This window comes from Clostridioides sp. LIBA-7678 (genome assembly GCF_056716065.1).
The window spans coordinates 472,357-490,492 of record NZ_CP196987.1 but is presented as its reverse complement, the minus strand read 5'-3'; the positions used below and the strand labels follow the sequence as shown (position 1 = coordinate 490,492).

At 29.4% G+C, this 18,136-nt stretch carries 14 protein-coding genes; 2 read left to right on the top strand and 12 right to left on the bottom strand.

Going from position 1 to position 18,136, the window contains the following annotated elements:
• Positions 1-8: 8 nt before the first annotated feature.
• From ACTG46_RS02615 to ACTG46_RS02605, 3 genes are all read right to left on the bottom strand, one after another.
• On the bottom strand, positions 9-515 hold the full coding sequence (locus ACTG46_RS02615) for a GNAT family N-acetyltransferase (RefSeq protein WP_054268975.1): 507 nt from the start codon (positions 513-515) through the stop codon (positions 9-11).
• A 291-nt stretch (positions 516-806) separates the two neighbouring features.
• Complete coding sequence (blaCDD, locus tag ACTG46_RS02610; RefSeq protein WP_479923537.1) at positions 807-1,745, bottom strand: CDD family class D beta-lactamase; 939 nt, start codon at positions 1,743-1,745, stop codon at positions 807-809.
• A gap of 27 nt (positions 1,746-1,772) precedes the next feature.
• Positions 1,773-2,489, bottom strand: a complete 717-nt coding sequence (locus ACTG46_RS02605) for a hypothetical protein (RefSeq protein ID WP_479923536.1) — start codon at positions 2,487-2,489, stop codon at positions 1,773-1,775.
• A 331-nt stretch (positions 2,490-2,820) separates the two neighbouring features.
• Between ACTG46_RS02605 and ACTG46_RS02600 the strand changes: the two genes are divergently transcribed.
• Positions 2,821-5,064, top strand: a complete 2,244-nt coding sequence (locus ACTG46_RS02600; RefSeq protein WP_479923535.1) for an ATP-binding cassette domain-containing protein — start codon at positions 2,821-2,823, stop codon at positions 5,062-5,064.
• Between the two features lie 261 nt (positions 5,065-5,325).
• Here ACTG46_RS02600 and ACTG46_RS02595 read toward each other — a convergent pair whose 3' ends face one another.
• From ACTG46_RS02595 to ACTG46_RS02585, 3 genes are all read right to left on the bottom strand, one after another.
• Positions 5,326-7,440, bottom strand: coding sequence for a HelD family protein (locus ACTG46_RS02595; protein ID WP_407812051.1), 2,115 nt, complete (start codon positions 7,438-7,440; stop codon positions 5,326-5,328).
• Positions 7,441-7,518: 78 nt separating this feature from the next.
• Positions 7,519-8,373: a helix-turn-helix transcriptional regulator gene (locus tag ACTG46_RS02590; protein WP_054268971.1), complete on the bottom strand. Its 855-nt coding sequence runs from the start codon at positions 8,371-8,373 to the stop codon at positions 7,519-7,521.
• A gap of 225 nt (positions 8,374-8,598) precedes the next feature.
• Positions 8,599-9,495 (bottom strand): LysR family transcriptional regulator, encoded by an 897-nt coding sequence (locus tag ACTG46_RS02585; protein ID WP_054268970.1) that lies wholly within the window; start codon positions 9,493-9,495, stop codon positions 8,599-8,601.
• A gap of 120 nt (positions 9,496-9,615) precedes the next feature.
• On the opposite strand from ACTG46_RS02585, the gene ACTG46_RS02580 reads away from it, so the two are divergent.
• Positions 9,616-10,938 (top strand): MATE family efflux transporter, encoded by a 1,323-nt coding sequence (locus ACTG46_RS02580; protein ID WP_054268969.1) that lies wholly within the window; start codon positions 9,616-9,618, stop codon positions 10,936-10,938.
• A 64-nt stretch (positions 10,939-11,002) separates the two neighbouring features.
• Here the strand turns inward: ACTG46_RS02580 and ACTG46_RS02575 are convergent, their stop codons facing one another.
• From ACTG46_RS02575 to ACTG46_RS02550, 6 genes are all read right to left on the bottom strand, one after another.
• Entirely contained in the window at positions 11,003-11,359 is a 357-nt protein-coding gene (locus tag ACTG46_RS02575; RefSeq protein WP_219673834.1) for a VOC family protein, read from the bottom strand.
• Between the two features lie 256 nt (positions 11,360-11,615).
• Complete coding sequence (gene nhaC, locus ACTG46_RS02570) at positions 11,616-13,037, bottom strand: Na+/H+ antiporter NhaC (RefSeq protein WP_219673833.1); 1,422 nt, start codon at positions 13,035-13,037, stop codon at positions 11,616-11,618.
• 29 nt (positions 13,038-13,066) lie between these two features.
• Complete coding sequence (orr, locus tag ACTG46_RS02565) at positions 13,067-14,131, bottom strand: ornithine racemase Orr (protein WP_219673832.1); 1,065 nt, start codon at positions 14,129-14,131, stop codon at positions 13,067-13,069.
• Positions 14,116-15,525, bottom strand: coding sequence for a GlmL-related ornithine degradation protein (locus ACTG46_RS02560; RefSeq protein ID WP_054268960.1), 1,410 nt, complete (start codon positions 15,523-15,525; stop codon positions 14,116-14,118). Before ACTG46_RS02560 ends, orr begins: the two co-directional genes overlap by 16 nt.
• Entirely contained in the window at positions 15,515-17,722 is a 2,208-nt protein-coding gene (gene oraE / locus ACTG46_RS02555; protein WP_219673831.1) for a D-ornithine 4,5-aminomutase subunit OraE, read from the bottom strand. The genes ACTG46_RS02560 and oraE overlap by 11 nt, the downstream gene beginning before the upstream one ends.
• Positions 17,716-18,090 carry an ornithine aminomutase subunit alpha gene (locus ACTG46_RS02550; protein ID WP_479923534.1) on the bottom strand — a complete coding sequence of 125 codons (375 nt, stop codon included), beginning with the start codon at positions 18,088-18,090 and terminating at the stop codon, positions 17,716-17,718. The genes oraE and ACTG46_RS02550 overlap by 7 nt, the downstream gene beginning before the upstream one ends.
• Positions 18,091-18,136 lie beyond the last annotated feature (46 nt).

The window sequence follows — 18,136 nt, the reverse complement described above, 5'->3', positions numbered from 1 at the left end:
ATTTTTAATTAGTCTAAGTCACTTTTACTCAAAAAATCACTCTTACTTAAGTGATATAAATCATTTTCTTCATCGTATTCAAAATTATTCGTTCTTAAAGAGTTACAAGAAGCAAGATTTTCTTTTTCTGGTTTAACTACTATTCTTTCAGCTTCTGTTTCATTAAATATTTTATGTATAAGCAATTTAATGATTGCTTTTCCAATACCTTTCCTTAAATACTCTTCCTCTCCAATTAAATAATCTATACTAAACGTACCTATAATTAGTATTTCAGGGTGAAAGATTTCATTTGCACTAAGACAGTCATAATATTGGCAAAACCCAATTGGCATATTATCATACATAACAATAAAATGTTTTATAAAACTAAATTCCCCAAATCTAGCTTTAATTTCTTTTATCCATTCTTCAGAACTTTTAAACCATTTAAGTATATATTCTTGGTTAATCCAGTTTTCTATCAATTTGACATCTTCATCATATACAGGTCTGATATATAGTAGTCTATCCATAACCTTCAGCTCCTTAAAATATTATTTTATTCTTTAATTACCTTTATATATTTTTATATATTATTTAAGATTATAATGTAAAATAAAAACTATGCAACATATTTTATTTATACTTTTAATATATTGCATAGTCTCTAAGAGCTATTAACATTTATTTTAATATATATTATGATTTATTTTATTACTCAATAACAAATATTTTATGTACTATAAGATTTAGACATAATCTATACTTAACTTAGTAAAATTATTTAATGACTAAATAGCTTATACATGCAAATAAAATTAAGCTTATTTTGTGATATTATAGTATTTCTTAATTATATTAACTGCAATCTCTTTTACCTTTGGACCTGTAACTTCTTTATTGGAATCATCTGATTTAATAGCAAAATAATAAGTATCATCTTTAATCTCTACCATACCAACAAACCAAGAATCTACATGTTGATTTTTTCCATCATATCCTGTTCCAGTTTTTCCATACAAATTTATGTTTTTGTCATTTACATCTATTTTCATAATATCTTTTAAAATATTAATATGCTCTTTTTTAAAGCTTGTATCTCCTTCAAATATCTTTGCTACTGTTTCTGCTTGCTCTTTTGGAGATATTTGTAATGAAGATTCTAACCAAAATCCATTTAAATGTCCCATTCCATTTTTTAAATCGCCTTCCCATTCACTAATATCGCAGTTTCCATATTTTAAATCATCTAGAATTTTTTGAACAGAATTAGAGTCAACTTTATTTAATAATTTTTTATAGTACCAAACACAAGATTGCTTAAATGCCTCTTCCAAATTAAGATTTCTATTCCAAGTTTTATTTTTATAAATTGTTCCATCATATCCCATAACTGATTCTTTCGAGTTTATTACTCCTTTTTCTAGACCAATTAGAGTTGAAACTATTTTAAAAGTAGAACATGGTGACCTTCTTGTTTCGATTAATTCTTTGTTATATATATTATATTCTTTATTTTTAGTATTATAAAAAACAGCTCCTCCACTAATATTTTTAAAACAATCACTATAATCAACTATATTAATTTTTTCTTTTTTGTTTTTATCCTTGTTTTCAGTTTTAGAGTTATTTAATTCAGAGTTTATATAATTCTTATCATGCTTTTGTTTTGTATCGTTATGCTTTTTTCCTACATAATATACTCCCATAGCTATGACAATTAGGAGAATAACTATCCAAATAAAATCATTTTTTCTTTTCATACTTTATACCATCTCCTCTACATAAGCTTATAGTCCACCTTTAAAATAATAGACATTATTTGTAATATACTCCAATCTAGGAGCTTGGATACTTCTGTTTATAAAATCTAACTTTGGTTTAACATCTTTTAGGTCTTTAAAAATTACAATACCATCAATAAACTGTAATTCAGCTCCAAAGAAAAAATAGACTAAATTTCTATCTCCAGAAATTTTAACTACATCTAAATTTCTGTTTAATTTTTTCATCTTTTTTATTACTTCTTTAGAAAATATCTTCTCCAATTCGTTTTTATCAGATTTAATATAAAAGGTACATTCAGAGCTTAACTTTTTTTCATCATAGACTTTCAAAATAGCTTTAGCTACTACACTATAATCTTCTTCGTAAAGTTTAAATCTAAAACTTTCACTTGGACTAGGAATAAATATAGTGCCTATACTTATAAAGATACCAAATATACATCCAATCATTTTTCTTTTATTTAAATCTTTTTTATAGTAAAGCTTAATCATATGTACTAAAATCCATATAAATGCAATTAACATCAATGGTATTGCAAATAAGCCTATAAATAGTAGAATTACTCCTCCCCTATATATGATATTTCCACACAAAAATAAAAAATCACTTACAATAAATAGAATTAAAGGTATAACTATGTCTCTTATATTTTCTTTACCTAATATAATTATATTGATTGAAGCTATGATGAAGATACTTAATATAACTATTAGTATCATTATGTCCTCCTTTCAGTTAGTGAGGTAATTATTTGTTCTTTATTTAAAACTTACTATTGTAATATTTAAATATTACAATAGTAAGTTTTAAATGTCAAGTCGTTTTAATTGTATAATTATCTTTATATTTATCAAATTACGAGTATCTATTATGTACTTTTTTATCTATTATCAACTAGCATTTATTCAGATTGTGTGAGACTGATTAAACTTAGAAATACGTCCTATAACATAGCAGAATATATCAAGAAAGTAGCTTTTAATTTTATTATAATATGGTTACATAATATAATTGCTTTACTAAAATGTACTCAGAAAGGATTTAACATTCATGCCAAATATTATAATAAAAGGACTTACACAAAATAACCTAAAAAATATATCATTTAAAATTCCTAAAAATAAAATTGTTGTTTTTACTGGTGTTTCTGGCTCTGGAAAATCCAGTATCGTATTTGATACAATCGCAGCAGAATCACAAAGACAGATGAATGAAACATATTCTTCATTTATCAGAAATAGACTACCTAAGTATAGAAAACCTCAGGTAGAGCTGATTGATAATTTAACTGCTTCTGTAATCGTAGACCAAACTCCTCTTGGTGGTAATGCACGTTCCACAGTTGGTACTATAAGTGATTTGTATTCATCACTAAGATTATTATTTTCTAGAATTGGAGAACCTTACATAGGAACAACTTCACATTTTTCTTTTAATGACCCAAATGGTATGTGTAAAAATTGTTCTGGGATTGGTAGAGTTAAAGTAATCAATATTGAATCTATTATAAATCCTGAAAATTCATGGAATACAGGATGTATAAATGACTCTTTATTTAAACCTAATTCATGGTACTGGAAGCAGTATGCAGAGTCTGGACTTTTTGACTTAGATAAACCTATAAAGGATTATTCTTTAGAAGAATATAATTTATTGCTTTATGGCTCAAAAAATAAAGATGGCAAACAGGAAAATCCAAAAATAGAAGGTATTTTTAACAAGTATAATCAAACATATCTGAATCGAGATATTAGCAATATGAGTAAACACACAAAAGAAAAATCAGAAAGACTTATAACAGATAAAGAATGTCCTATATGCCACGGAAAAAGATTAAATAAAGAAACTCTTAACTGCACTATCTTAGGATATTCGATTGCAGATATGTGTGATATGGAACTTACTGACCTTTATGATTTATTGTTACAAATAAAAGATAAAAGAGTTGAAACTGTAATAAAGACTCTTGCTGATGGTTTAAAAAGAATGATTGATATTGGACTTCCTTACCTACATCTAAATAGAGAATCATCATCTCTATCTGGAGGAGAAGCTCAAAGATTAAAACTTGTACGCTATATGGGAAGTAGCCTCATAGGTATGACTTATATTTTCGATGAACCTAGTACTGGTATGCACTCACGAGATGTACATCGTATGAATCAGTTATTAAAAAAACTTAGAGATAGAGGAAACACTGTCCTTGTGGTAGAGCATGATAAAGACGTTATCTCCATAGCAGATGAAGTTATAGATATTGGACCGAGTGCCGGTATGCATGGTGGACATGTTGTATTCCAAGGTTCTTATGAGAAATTACTTTTAGCAAATACTCTTACTTCAAATGCAATGAATCTATCATTACCTATAAAAACTAATTCTCGTCAGCCAAAAGGTACCCTTCCAATTAGAGATGCTTGTATAAATAATCTAAAACATGTTGATGTAGATTTACCAGTGGGAATTATGACTGTTGTTACTGGAGTAGCAGGTTCTGGCAAGAGTACTTTAATCTCTCATGTTTTTGCACAAAAGTACGAAAAAGATGTTATTAAAATCGACCAAAGCCGTATTACAGCTACAAACCGTTCTATGCCTGCTACATTTCTTGGTTTCTTTGATGAGATAAGAAAAGTATTTGCTAAAGAAAATAATGTTGAAGAAGGTTTATTCAGCTTTAATTCAAAGGGGGCTTGTCCTGTTTGCGATGGTAAAGGAGTACTTGTTACAGAACTTGTATTCATGGACCCTATTATTAATACATGTGAAGCTTGCAAAGGTACTAGATATAGTAAAGAAGTTTTGGCAAAATTATATAAAGGCAAACATATAGTTGATGTACTATCCATGACAGTCGATGAAGCTCTTGAATTTTTTACAGAAAAGAAGCTTTGTAAAATCTTACAAACCATGAAAGATGTTGGCTTATCTTATATGACCTTAGGTCAACCGCTTAGCACACTATCTGGAGGAGAACGTCAACGAATTAAGTTAGCTAAAAACCTCAACAAAAAAGGTACTATCTATATTTTAGATGAGCCGACTACAGGGCTTCATGGTTCTGATATTGAAAAACTTATGTTGATTTTTGAGCATATAGTCGATAAAGGTAATACTATAATTATAATTGAACATAATTTGGATGTATTGAAACAAGCTGATTGGGTGATTGATATTGGTCCTGATGGTGGCAAAAATGGTGGTCAGGTCGTATTTGAAGGTACACCACTAGAAATGTTTGAAAGAGGTTGCACTATAACATCAGATTTCCTTAGAAAATCAATAAAGGTATAGATAATATAATACTACTATTAAGAGATTAAGAACTATTACATATATATTACTACTTTGTTTTAGTTCATAAATTTAAAGTTTAACTTTATTTTAAAAGAAATTAACATTATAAAAGCTATAAATCATAAAATTTTATTAAATTTCAAATGTAATTTATAGCTTTTATTTTTTATTTGTTTATAAGTATTATTTTTTATTGATTTATTGATGAATCTTTGCCTCAATTCTCATTTATGATAATAAATGCATATAAAATATAATCTACATGCTTATAAGTTGAGTTAATGTACCAACATATGTTAACTTAAGTTTGTGCATAGCTCGTGTACAAGCAATATACAACAAACTGCGGTCATAATCACTATAATATGTTTTATTATTTACTGAAGGTACAATAACTTCATCAAACTCTAGACCTTTTGACATTTTAATAGAAGTTATGGAGACTCCTTTTGTAAAGCTAGAACTTTCAGAAGATATTAAGTGAACACTATATTCTTCTCTTAACACATCATATATAGCTTTAGCGTCATTATCTGTCTTTAATATAATACCAAGAGTAGCATTATCACTCTTTTTAAATTCTTCAATTTCTATTTTTATCTTATTTATCTCATCTTGTTCGTTATTACATTTTAATAAAGCTGGTTCTTCGCCATGTCGCTCAATAGGCTCTAATGAAGATATGTCTTGAATCTTTTTTGTGAAATTAATAATCTCAAAAGTAGAACGGTAACTCTTGTTCAACATAACTAGTTCCCCATCATCATATAGTTGTTTCATATCATCTAGTGTGTGAGTATGATTGGGATTAACTAATTGTCCAAAATCTCCAAGAATAGTCTTTTTACACTTAAAAAGCAAGTTTATTACAGCATATTGAATAGGTGTATAATCCTGCATTTCGTCAATAACAATATGTCTTATAACCTTATCTTCTTGTAATCCTTCATATGCAGCATGGATATATATAAATGGATATACATCTGACCATTCAAGTGTTTTCTTTTCTGGCATCACAAACATGTTTGATATATTCATTTGCTTAAAGAAATCCTTATACAGCAAAAGGGTATTTTTTATTTTCAACATTCCATTTAAGTTCTTAAGTATGCTTTTTACTCTTGGTAAATCTTCTTCCATAATATTATCTGTTTCGAATCTATAACGAATATCTTCAGCTACCTTTTCAAGTCTTCTCTTAACTGGATATTTATTATATGCATCAAATCTACTCTGTATCCAATCACTTTTAGCTATGAAGTCTCCAAAAATATAATCTTCTGGAATAAAAATCTTATTAGGCATTTGTTTTATATAACTATCCATAAGTTTTACAAAATCAAGTGTAGATTTAAAACGCACTCTTTCACTCCATTTAGCATCATTTGTTTCTAATGGGTTTCTCTCACTTTCAAAGTTAATTATTCTCTCTAATTGTACTTCTGCTATATTTTCAAAGCTTAATTCACATAATGGTTCTTCTCCAAGTTCTGGTAGAACATTGGAAATATAGTCTCCAAAAACTTTATTAGGTGATAGGATAATTACATTATTTGCTGATATTTTATCTTTAAATCTATAAAGAAGAAAAGCAATTCTATGTAATGCTATAGATGTTTTACCAGAACCAGCTACCCCTTGAATAATCAATGTATCAGCTTTATCATTTCTGATAATTTGATTTTGTTCTTTTTGTATTGTTGAAATAATTGACTTCATTTTTTCGTCTGAAGTATGACTAAGTTCTTTTTGAAGAATATCATCTTGTATATTGATAGAACTTTCTAATGCGTATTCCAATTTCCCATTTTTGATTTTAAATTGTCGCTTTCTTGTTATTTCTCCATCTACCCATCCTATTGGCGCATCATATCCTGCTACTCCTATTTCATAATCATAAAACATACTAGCAATTGGAGAACGCCAATCAAGTATTAACAGTTCATCTTCATAATCAAATGCAAATCTACCTATGTAGTACTTATATTCATCATCCACATCTTTCAATCTAAAATCTATTCTAGCAAAGTATGGAGAATCTTTAGTTTTATCAATCTTATCTCGAACTTTCACCATAAAAGCTCCATAGTTATCTATTTGTTTTAGTGATTGTTCATTTTGAAACATTTCATGTGGGTCTATTTCGCCCCGATTTTTTACCATATAGATTTTGGCTTCCATATAATCTCTCTCAAGTTTTCCAACAAGATTTTCAGCTTTATTAAAAGCATCTTCTATCTTATTGTTTATATCTATTAGATGTACAATCTCATCTGGAAAAGAAGTTAATAGCTCTGTATCATGTTCATATATGTTATGTTCACAATCAAATACAATAGAATCAAAATTTACTACCTGTTTATTTTTAGACATTTAAATCCTCCTTGTTAATTAAGTACTTATATTGAATCATTATACTTAATTATATTTTGGAGTTTTTAATCATTATTGCTATTTATTGTTCTTTTTATCTACAGAAGTCATGACAAATTTTTGAGTAGGATATCCAAATTCCACAAGCAACTCTGCTTCTGCAAATCCCAACTTCTTTATCATATCTCTATGCCCTGTATCGGCTTTGTCACCCTCTCGAAAGGTAGTAATTGAGATATCTGTATCTATTAAGAAATCTTCAATAACTTTCTTCAAAAACACTTGTGCAATATCTGAATTACGATATTGTGGATGTATACCAAAAAAATCAATACTTCTAGTTTCTCTATTAAATATCATATTTGCAATAGCAATATTATTAAGCTTTAATATCAAGGCTCTTTCTTCTAAAATATACTGTTCCAATTGAGAAATATATTCTTCCTCTTGCAAATTTGGAAATCCATCTATGACTAATCGCACTAAATTCATCCACAATGGTATATCAGACATATTTGCAAGTTTAATTTCTTTTTCCAACTCTAACACGTTTTTTGAAAATAAATCGTCTTTTTTCAAAACAAATCTTAGCTGCAAAGGATAAAATTCTTGTTCTTTTCGATATTTATTTGGAGATTTTTTGTACATAGCTTTAAATATAGAAGTGAATGCTTGTTGACTTTCATATCCAGCTATCAATGCAATTTCAATTATTGGTTTCTTTGAAAATACCAATAGTTTTGCTGCTTCTGTTAATTTTCTTCGCTTTATATAATCATGCATCGTCAAGCCAACAGAAGATGTGAAAGTTCTATGTAAGTGATATTTTGAATAATGAACAGCATTAGCAACTATATCTAAATCCAGCTTATCTGATAAATGCTCCTCTATATAGTCAATAGCTGTTATGACATTAATTACTTTATAAGACATTGCAGCTCTCCTCCTTTTATCCACGCAACATTATATCAATCATCACTTAGTCATATTTAATGAATCTTGCTCTTTTGTAAACAAATTTATTTTTATATGTACTTTATATTTACTATAGTATACTTAATAATTTCCTTATATGTTTTCCAATCCTAATAATAATTGTTTCCAAAATAATGTCTTAACCTCATAATTAATTTTTAGTTAAAGAGTTTATTATAACTTTTACTTTTTAATTAAAGACTCTAACCCTTTAATTTTCAATAATTTTTCATTTAGTAAATCTAAAAAATTATTTATTATTTCTTTCTTACTAGATTCCTTAATTAAGTAATAAATAAATCTATCTGGAGGTGCATCTTTTATATAATGTATTTCGATATTTGATATTTCTTTAAGATGGTATGCTACTGACACTGGCACAATAGCCCACACATTTTCTTGCCTCATAAAGTACTCCAAAAGTGACATCTGGTCTAGAAATACTTTAGGTTGAAGAGTTGAACGAAACCAAAAATTGTGCCATAAATCATATTCAGGATTCCACGGAAGCCTTATCTCATCAGCAACATCTAAGATAGAAGGATGTAACTCACTTTTATATTTTGAACCATAACTTGTTACTAGTAACATAGCTTCTTTAAATATTGGTATTGTCTCTATATTATTAAAAAACATATCATCAGAAATAAGTGCTATATCTACTTCTCCCTTTGAAATGTAATCATATGCTTCATAAGAATGATAATTGTAAAAGTTTATATTATATTCTGGATATGTGTTCATAAAGCATGAAAATACATCTGGAAGTATATATGAACTTACACTCCCTATAGAGGATATGTTTAGAATTTTACTTCTATCCATTTTAGTTATAGACTTGGCTTCTTGTAAAAGAATTTTATATTTTTCTGCAATTGGTACAAATGCTTTTCCCTCTTCTGTCAACTCTGATATTCGTATACCTTTTTTTCTTCTAATTAACTTGTATCCTAGTTCTGTTTCTAATGCATTTATTCTTCTACTTAATGCTGGCTGAGTAACATACAAACTTTCAGCAGCAGCAGAAATACTACCTAACTTTATAACAGTCAAAAATGCTTGTATTTCAAGTTCTGTCATAACCTTACCTCAATTCATAATATAAATATTTATTTATATTATATGGCTAAAAACGGCATTTTACAATTATTTGATATGACTGTAAACTAATTATATCTTAAAATTTAACGAGGTGCTATTATGAAATATACAACTAACTTAACAGAGGGAAATATAAAAAGAGAATTGTTTATACTTATGTTACCATTGCTTTTAGGAAATATACTTCAACAACTTTACAATACTATTGATGCTATTATAGTTGGTAGATTTGTAAGCCAAACTGCCTTTGCTGCTGTAGGTGTAGCAGGTACTATTATGAATCTTTTTATATTTATATTAAGTGGTAGTTGCACAGGTATTTCAATTATCTTTGCACATTTTTATGGTGCCAATGACTTGTCTTCATTTAGAAGAGAATCTTTTTTAGCAACTATTTTTGGAGCTACATTGACTTTTGTATTAAGTATATGCTCAATATTTATACTATCTCCACTATTAAACATAATTAATACTCCACATGAGGTTGCAAGTATAGCAAAATCTTACTTAAATATTATTTTTTGTGGACTCATTGCAACATATTTTTATAATCTGTTATCAGCAACTTTGAGAGCTGTTGGTAATACCAAATCGGCCCTTATTATTTTAATGTTTTCAATGATAATGAATACTGTTTTAGATTTAGTTTTTGTTGCAGTATGTAATTTTGGAATTCAAGGAGCAGCCTTTGCAACCGTATTATCACAGACACTCGCATCACTTCTTTGTTTCGTTTATATAAGAAAAAATATCTCATTTCTTTTATTTAAAAGAGAGGATATGAAGTTTGAATGGAAATTATTAAAATTAACTATCTCTTATAGTCTAATTTCTGCTCTCCACCAATCTAGTCTGTATATTGGAAAATTACTAGTACAAGGTGCTGTAAATATAATGGGAACAGATATGATTACATCATATACTGCTACAACAAGAATTGAAGGGTTTGCTAATTCTTTTGGAGATAGTGGAGCTGAGGCCATATCTATATTTGTTGCACAAAATACTGGAAATAAGGACAGAAAAAGAGCAAAGCAAGGATTTTATACAGGATTGATTATTCTGGTGTGTCTAGGAATTGGATTATCTTTAATAATGTACTTTTTTTCAGAAACTACTGTTGGACTTATGATGAGCAATACAAATAATGACATTATGATAAATGGTGTAGAATATATGAAAACTATTTCTATTTTTTATGTCTTATGTTTTATAGGAAGCGCCTTTGTTGGCTGGTACCGAGGAAGTGGTAAAGTAAACATCCCTGTAATTGGAACTATCTTACATATATCAATTCGTGTAATTCTTTCTTATTTGCTTATTCAAAGATTTGGTCTAAAGTCTGTAGCATTTGCTACTGGAATAGGTTGGGTTTCTGTTGTATTATTTCAATACATTGTTTTCTATATGTCAAAAGAATAAAAAGGTGAACACTATACAAAGTTCACCTTTATGTAATAATCTTCTATTCTATTTTTAACTAATCTTATTTTGTATGTTGAACATACTCTACAATTGTGCCATCTGGATGTTTTACTGTCATATTATATCCTGTAGGAACTTTTTTCTTATCTCTTACCACAACTGCTCCATTCTTTAATAGATAACTTCTCCATTCATCAACAGAGTCAACCATAAAAGTAGATTTTGTTTCTATAAATGGTTTGAGAGCATCATCAGAACCAGACAATAGTAAGACATTTCCTACCTGTGCTAGTTCCAATCCAACTTCTTTATAAGAAAAACGTAGAGAACATTTTTCTTTTAAAACATTCTCATAAAAAGATATTGCTTTCTCTATATCTTGAATATAAAAACGTGTTAATATATCATATATTTCCATGTGTTTCCCCCTGTATCTACTTCTCTTATTTATCCTAAATTATATCACTCTATAAATTGTATAACAACGAGTTAATTATTATCTCTTTACCATATCAAGTACACAATACTCCTCTAACTAATATATGTTTAAAAGACTTGCCTAATTTTAAGGCAAGTCTGAAAATAAATCTCCTTTTTATGAAAAATTTATACAAATAATTTTAATATTAAAAGAATAAGTTAATATAAAAACTGTCAAGTTAAACTTATTAACGTCATACATCAAAATTTAAACAAGTTTCAGGTTCATCTTCTATTTTTGCTATTTTAAACTTACATGCAATTAAAACTAGAGATACCAATGGATTTATAATATTTAATAATGCATATGGACCATATGTTAATGCTGATACACCTAATGTAGCTGTTATATATGCTCCACATGTATTCCATGGCACTAATGGAGAAGTTAAAGTCCCACTATCTTCTAAAGCCCTTGATAACATTTTAGGGTGTATACCTCTTTTTTTATATTCCTTATTATACATTCTTCCTGGTATAACTATAGATAAGTATTGTTCTCCTGCTATTATGTTAGTAACTGTACAAGTTACCATTGTACATAATACTGTTCCAAATACACCCTTCGCTAATCTTAGTAAAGAAGATGCTACCACTTCAAGCATACCTGTTTTTTCTAAAATACCTCCAAGAGATAGAGCGCATATTGTTAAAGATACTGTAGACATCATATTCATAATCCCACCTTTAGACAATAAAGCATCTACTTCTTCTATTTGTGTCGATGAAACATATCCATTTTGTGCCGCATCTAATATTGTCTTCATAGATTCTCCTTGGAAAACTACTGCAAACAGTACTCCTAATACAGCACCTACTATAAGTCCTGGTATAGCAGGAACTTTAAATACAACCAATCCAATTACTATTACTGGAGCTAATAATAATACTGGTGATAAAGTATTAAATGTAGAATCTAATGTAGACCTAATTAGTTCTATCTGTTTTATATCCAATGCTTGACCTGAATACTTCATTCCAATTACACCATAAATTACTAAACAAATTAATAATGATGGTATAGTTGAATATAGCATATATTTTATATGTGTAAACAAGTCTGTTCCTGCCATTGCTGGAGCTAAGTTAGTCGTTTCAGATAAAGGTGATAGTTTATCTCCAAAGTAAGCTCCAGATATTATAGAACCCACTATTAATCCAACTGGCATCCCTAAACTTTGACCAATTCCTAAAAGTGCTACACCCACTGTCCCCATTGTACTCCAAGATGAACCAGTTGCAAGAGATACGATTGCACAGACTAATGTTGATGCCACTAAAAAAATATTTGGTGATAAAATTTTTAGTCCCCAATAAATCATACATGGAACTACTCCACTTACTATCCAAGTTCCTATAAGTACGCCTATTATAATTATAATCAAGATTGCTTGCATTGCCATCTTTATACTATTAAACATACTTAACTCTAAGTCTTTCCATTTAAATCCAAGCCTATATACAGCTACAAGTCCTGCTACTGCTGCAGCTCCTATTAGTGGCACATGAGGTGATGAACCATATACTAATACTCCTAGGCTTAAAAATAATATCAAACAAGTAATTGGTATCATTGCATCAAACAGACTTGCTTTTCTACATTCTCGCTCTTTCATAAAGTAATTTCCTCCTAATTATTTGAACACTACACTATAATTTTTTTTGAAACGTATTCACTCGTACTAGATGACATGATACCTCCATAAGTTAATAAGAATTCCACATTATCACCTACTTTATAATCATGTTTTGTGTTACTTACATCTAATATCATGTGGTCTGAACTTGCTCCTAATATTTTTATATAAGTGTCTATTGGAATTAAAGAGTCAATATTTATATCCTGTTTACCTATAGCTATAATTGCCCTTTTTAAGATTCCTTTATCTTCATAAACAGGTTTTTTTCTAAAAGCATCAACCCCTATTTCTCCAATGGGAACTGATGGTTTTTCCTTACATTCAATTATTTGGCATACCAATTTAAATACATCTTGATATGCTCCATGTATATTTCTACCATATGCTGTTTCTCTACCAAGTATAATAGATTCTCCTATTCTTAAATTAGTAATACCTTCTGGCATAGTATTACTTATAATTAGATGCATAGAACTTGAATTACCTCCAGATACTATTTCTACATTTATACCAAATTCTTCTTCCATCTTTCGTGCTATACTTACTAATCTGCCTGTATTTTCTCTAGATGGTATAACAGCTCCATAACAAGTTAAGTTTGTAGCTATACCAATTATTTTAATATTTTTTAATCTTACTATCTCTCTTACACTATTAAAAAAATCTTCTTCATAAAAGTATCCTTCTCGTAAATCCCCTAGGTCAAACATAAGAACTATCTTATGAATAATATTTTTACTTTTACACAATTCATTTAATTTCTTTATGGTTTCCAGTTCTGAGTTAAGGCTAATATCACAATAATTGATAACTTCTTCTAGTTCACTTATCATGGGTATTCTAATCAGCATTTTAGGCAAATTTATATTTTGTAATTTTTTTAAGTTCTGTATCCTTGAATCTGCTATATGGTCTATTCCTTCACAACATACTGATTCTACTACCTCTTTTTGTGCACAAAATGATTTAGTTACAAAAGATACCTTAATATTTTTTTCATGACACTTCTGTGAAATTATTTTGACATTATGTTTTAACTTTTCTATATCTATTTCTAATCTAGGGTACATAATCTTTCCTCCTTGAAGTTTAAACTTTTCAGTAGGAGCTTAAGAGATGCTTCTTCATATTTTTTAGATAAAACACCCATAGATGCCATAATATAGTCATTATCTATCAATATCTTTGTTTTCTCTTTTGGAAATAGTAATTCTTTATTTTTATTGTATTTAAGCATACTGTTTAATATTTTAATTCTACTAGGGAGCCTAGTAAGCGCTCCCCCTGTACCAACTATATATCTTACTTCTGTTAAATCTTTTCCTTCTGCAATTTTGACTTTTCCAGTTGTTCCATAAATATTTCTTATTTTTCCAGAGTGTCTTAGCATAGCTTTGATAACAGCTTCTGTTGTCAGTCTCTCAACAAATAGGATTTCTTCTTTTGATTTTGGTATTGGTGGATAATTATCTATTATTGAATCAATGTCTATAGATAATTCATTTTGTAGGTTTTCTTTACCTATAACTTCTACTATATTTTTCATATTTACATATACACCTAAATCCCCCTCAACACTTCTCTTCGCTACAGGTTCAGGATTAACTAAGATTTTATTGATATAGTCACTTCCATCTGTAACAGAGTGTACATCAGTAGTTGCTCCACCTACATCTAAAGTTAATAAATCTCCAATATTTTTATATAATAATTTAGATGCTTCCATTACAGCGCCTGGTGTTGGAGTAATATTTTCATTAACCATTTCTTTAATATACTTCATTCCTGGTGCTGTAGTTATGTGGTCTTCAAATACACCTTGAATAATTTTTCTTGTAGGCTCTATATTCAATAAATCTATTTTAGGATATACATTTTCTGTTATATATAGCTTATAGTTTGTATCTTCGAATATTAATTTTACTTCATCTTGATTTTCAATATTTCCAGCATATATAACTGGTATATCTAAATTCATAGAAGCTATCATTTCTGCATTATAAATAGCTGTATCTCTTTCTCCATAATCAACTCCACCAGCTATTAAAATTATGTTTGGATTTATTTCTTTTATTTTATTTAAATCAGTTCTTTTAATTCTACCTGATGTTACTTGACGAATAACAGCTCCAGCTCCTAGAGCAGCTTCTTTAGCTGCTTTTACTGTCATATCATATACTAAACCATGTACAGTCATTTTTAACCCACCAGCTGCACTAGAAGTTGCAAACATATCATTATACTTTATATCCTCTACAGATAATTTATTAGCTAAATCCTTAATAGCACCTGACAAGCCATTTCTTACATCTCCACCTTCAAACACTGTTGTTGGAGCTTGACCTTGACCTAAAAATACAGGATTCTCAGTATCAATATTATGGAAAGCATTTACTACAGTGGTAGTACTTCCAATTTCAGCTACCAACACATCTATTTTCAAAGAAATTTTTTTATTTTCCATTATTCATTTCTCTTCTTTTTTCAACTAAGAAAGTGGCTACATGAATACCTTTACTGTTTCTTCCAAATCCAGCATCTATTCCTTGTTCAACGGCTATTTCAGGTGTTACTTGTGTTCCTCCACATGCTATCATTACTTTATCCCTTATACCTTTTTCTACACAATAATCATGTAATTTCTTCATGTTTTTATAGTGAATATCATCATGACTTATTATTGTAGATGCAAGTATTGCATCTGCATTTAGTTCAATTGCTGCATCTACCAATTTTTCTACAGGCACAGAAGTTCCTAGATAATGACATTCTATACCATACTTTTCAATACCACCATGTTTTATATCTATTATTTCCCTTAAACCAACTGAGTGTTCATCTTCTCCAACTGTAGCTGAAACTATTTTCATAGGTCTTTCTTCTATATCAGCTCTTATTTCTTCATCAGTCAGTACTTTAGGCTCTTCTGGTATTACTAAATTGTTTAAATCTATATCGAATGGAACTCTTCCTTTCACTTCTATTCTAGTACCTTCAGATTCATGCATCACTTCTCTACTTATAACTTCAACTTCTTGCAAGTTCATTTTCTTTACAAATTCCAAAGCTGCAAACTCGGCTGTTCTTTTATCAGTAGGTAACATCATAGTTATCATTACAATTCCATCTGCACACCATTCCATTTCAGGCTTGATTTTATCTCCATTTCTGTATTCTTCTGATTCTTTTAGTCTGTTTTCCACATTGTCAAAATCATCAAGCTCATCAATATATATGATTTTATCTGGATTTTCAAATGTGCATCCGTCTATTAATATTGATGGATTATCTATAGCATTTTCATCATACTGAGCTACATTGTTGTATCCAAAGTGAGCAGTTACAGGTGCTAGATAATCTTCTTCTCTTTCATAAACAGTACCTTCTCCAACTCCGCCTTTTATTTTTCTAGATATACCATCACCATTTCTTTCTGGATAATTTCCAGAATCAACGAAAAATCCTTGCTCTACAGACTCAAAATATCCACCAACTTCAAATATTTCTTCCATATATAGTACAGCTCTTTCTTTAAGCTCTCTTGCTTTATCTCTTAATTCACCAACATCTTTAAGTTCTATCATATCCATAAGGCCATCCATACCAATTAAGGCTTGTTTTGCTGTATTACATGCTTCTATGTTGTATATATGCCAAGGTACATTTCTACCTTCATCAGGCGTTATAGTTGATTGTATGTCAGCTCTAGTTAGTACTGATGTTAATAAATTTAATACATGAGTAACTGTTGCTTCTCTAGTTGATGATTCCATATATTTAGTATTCATTTGGGCTCTCATCTTATAATCACTAAATAATTCTCTAAGTGCAACAGCATAAGGTAAGTCTATTCTTAAGCATGGTGCTGGAGGAGCTGTTGGTGGCACTGTTGATAAACATATATTACTTTTATCTATCCCTATTTTCTCAGAGAATATAGAGTTTAAAGCATGTTGAACCATAAGTTCAGGCATTACCTTCCATGCTTCTCTAGCAGTAGCATTAGCATTATGTGCTCCATCTATTTGAGCTATATTCGCAAAAGCCATTATTTTTTTAGCTTCACAAGCATCTACAAAAGACCTTATCATATTTATATTTCTATATAGAACATTGTATTGTGGGTCTTGGTGTGCTCCATTGACTCCTTCTTCAGCAAACATCACTGCTACTTCAGGACCAGCAACACCACTTACATATGAATGGTAATTAATAGGTCTGCCAACTTCTTCTTCTATAAAATCAAGAGCTTTTCTTTGAGCTCTTACTTGTTTTCTTGTTATTGGAACTCCACCTATACCTTGAGGAGTACCTTCTATAAGTCCGTCAAAATGGGATTGCCCAGCGGTTCTAATAACCATTAAATGGTCAGCACCATGATGAGCTGCCATCCTCATTCTTCTTATATCATCTTCAAATCTACCAGAAGCTATTTCAGTAGTAATAATGGGGCTTGGTTGAGGGTCAATATTATTGAAATATTTAGATGATGGTAACCCTACACTCTTCTTTAAAGGTTTTGTACAGTCTTTATATTCAAAAGGTCCCATTTCAAGATTTTCCAGATGTTCTCTCCAAACCCAACCTCTTCTCTTTGGTTTATATTTATCCAAATCTTTTAATATATAGTCTATATCTAGTTTTTTATTTTCCTTTAACATGATTCTACCCCTTCTCTAAATAAACATGTAACTTCATCCCAGTATTCACCATTAACTAATAATAAACCAGCTTCTCTAACTGTTATATTTTTAGATTTAGCCAACTTATAAACTACATGCCCTGCCCCTTTACCTATAAGACCTCTTTCCATAACACCTTCTAAAATAGGTTTTACTTCAAGAGAAGAAAATCCCATTCTTAACAAAACAGACCTTTCTATTGATGGTGTTGTGTTCTTTTTGCCAAGGTCTATCATTGGCTCTACTATTTGGGTAGCTAAACTCCAAAACCTTTCTTTTAACTCATCATCACTTAGTTCTTGAAGATATTTTCTTCTAACGTCAAAATCATCCTCTCTTTTTTTCATGAACATTCCCCCATCCGTATAATTTTAATTGAATTTTCCGACTATT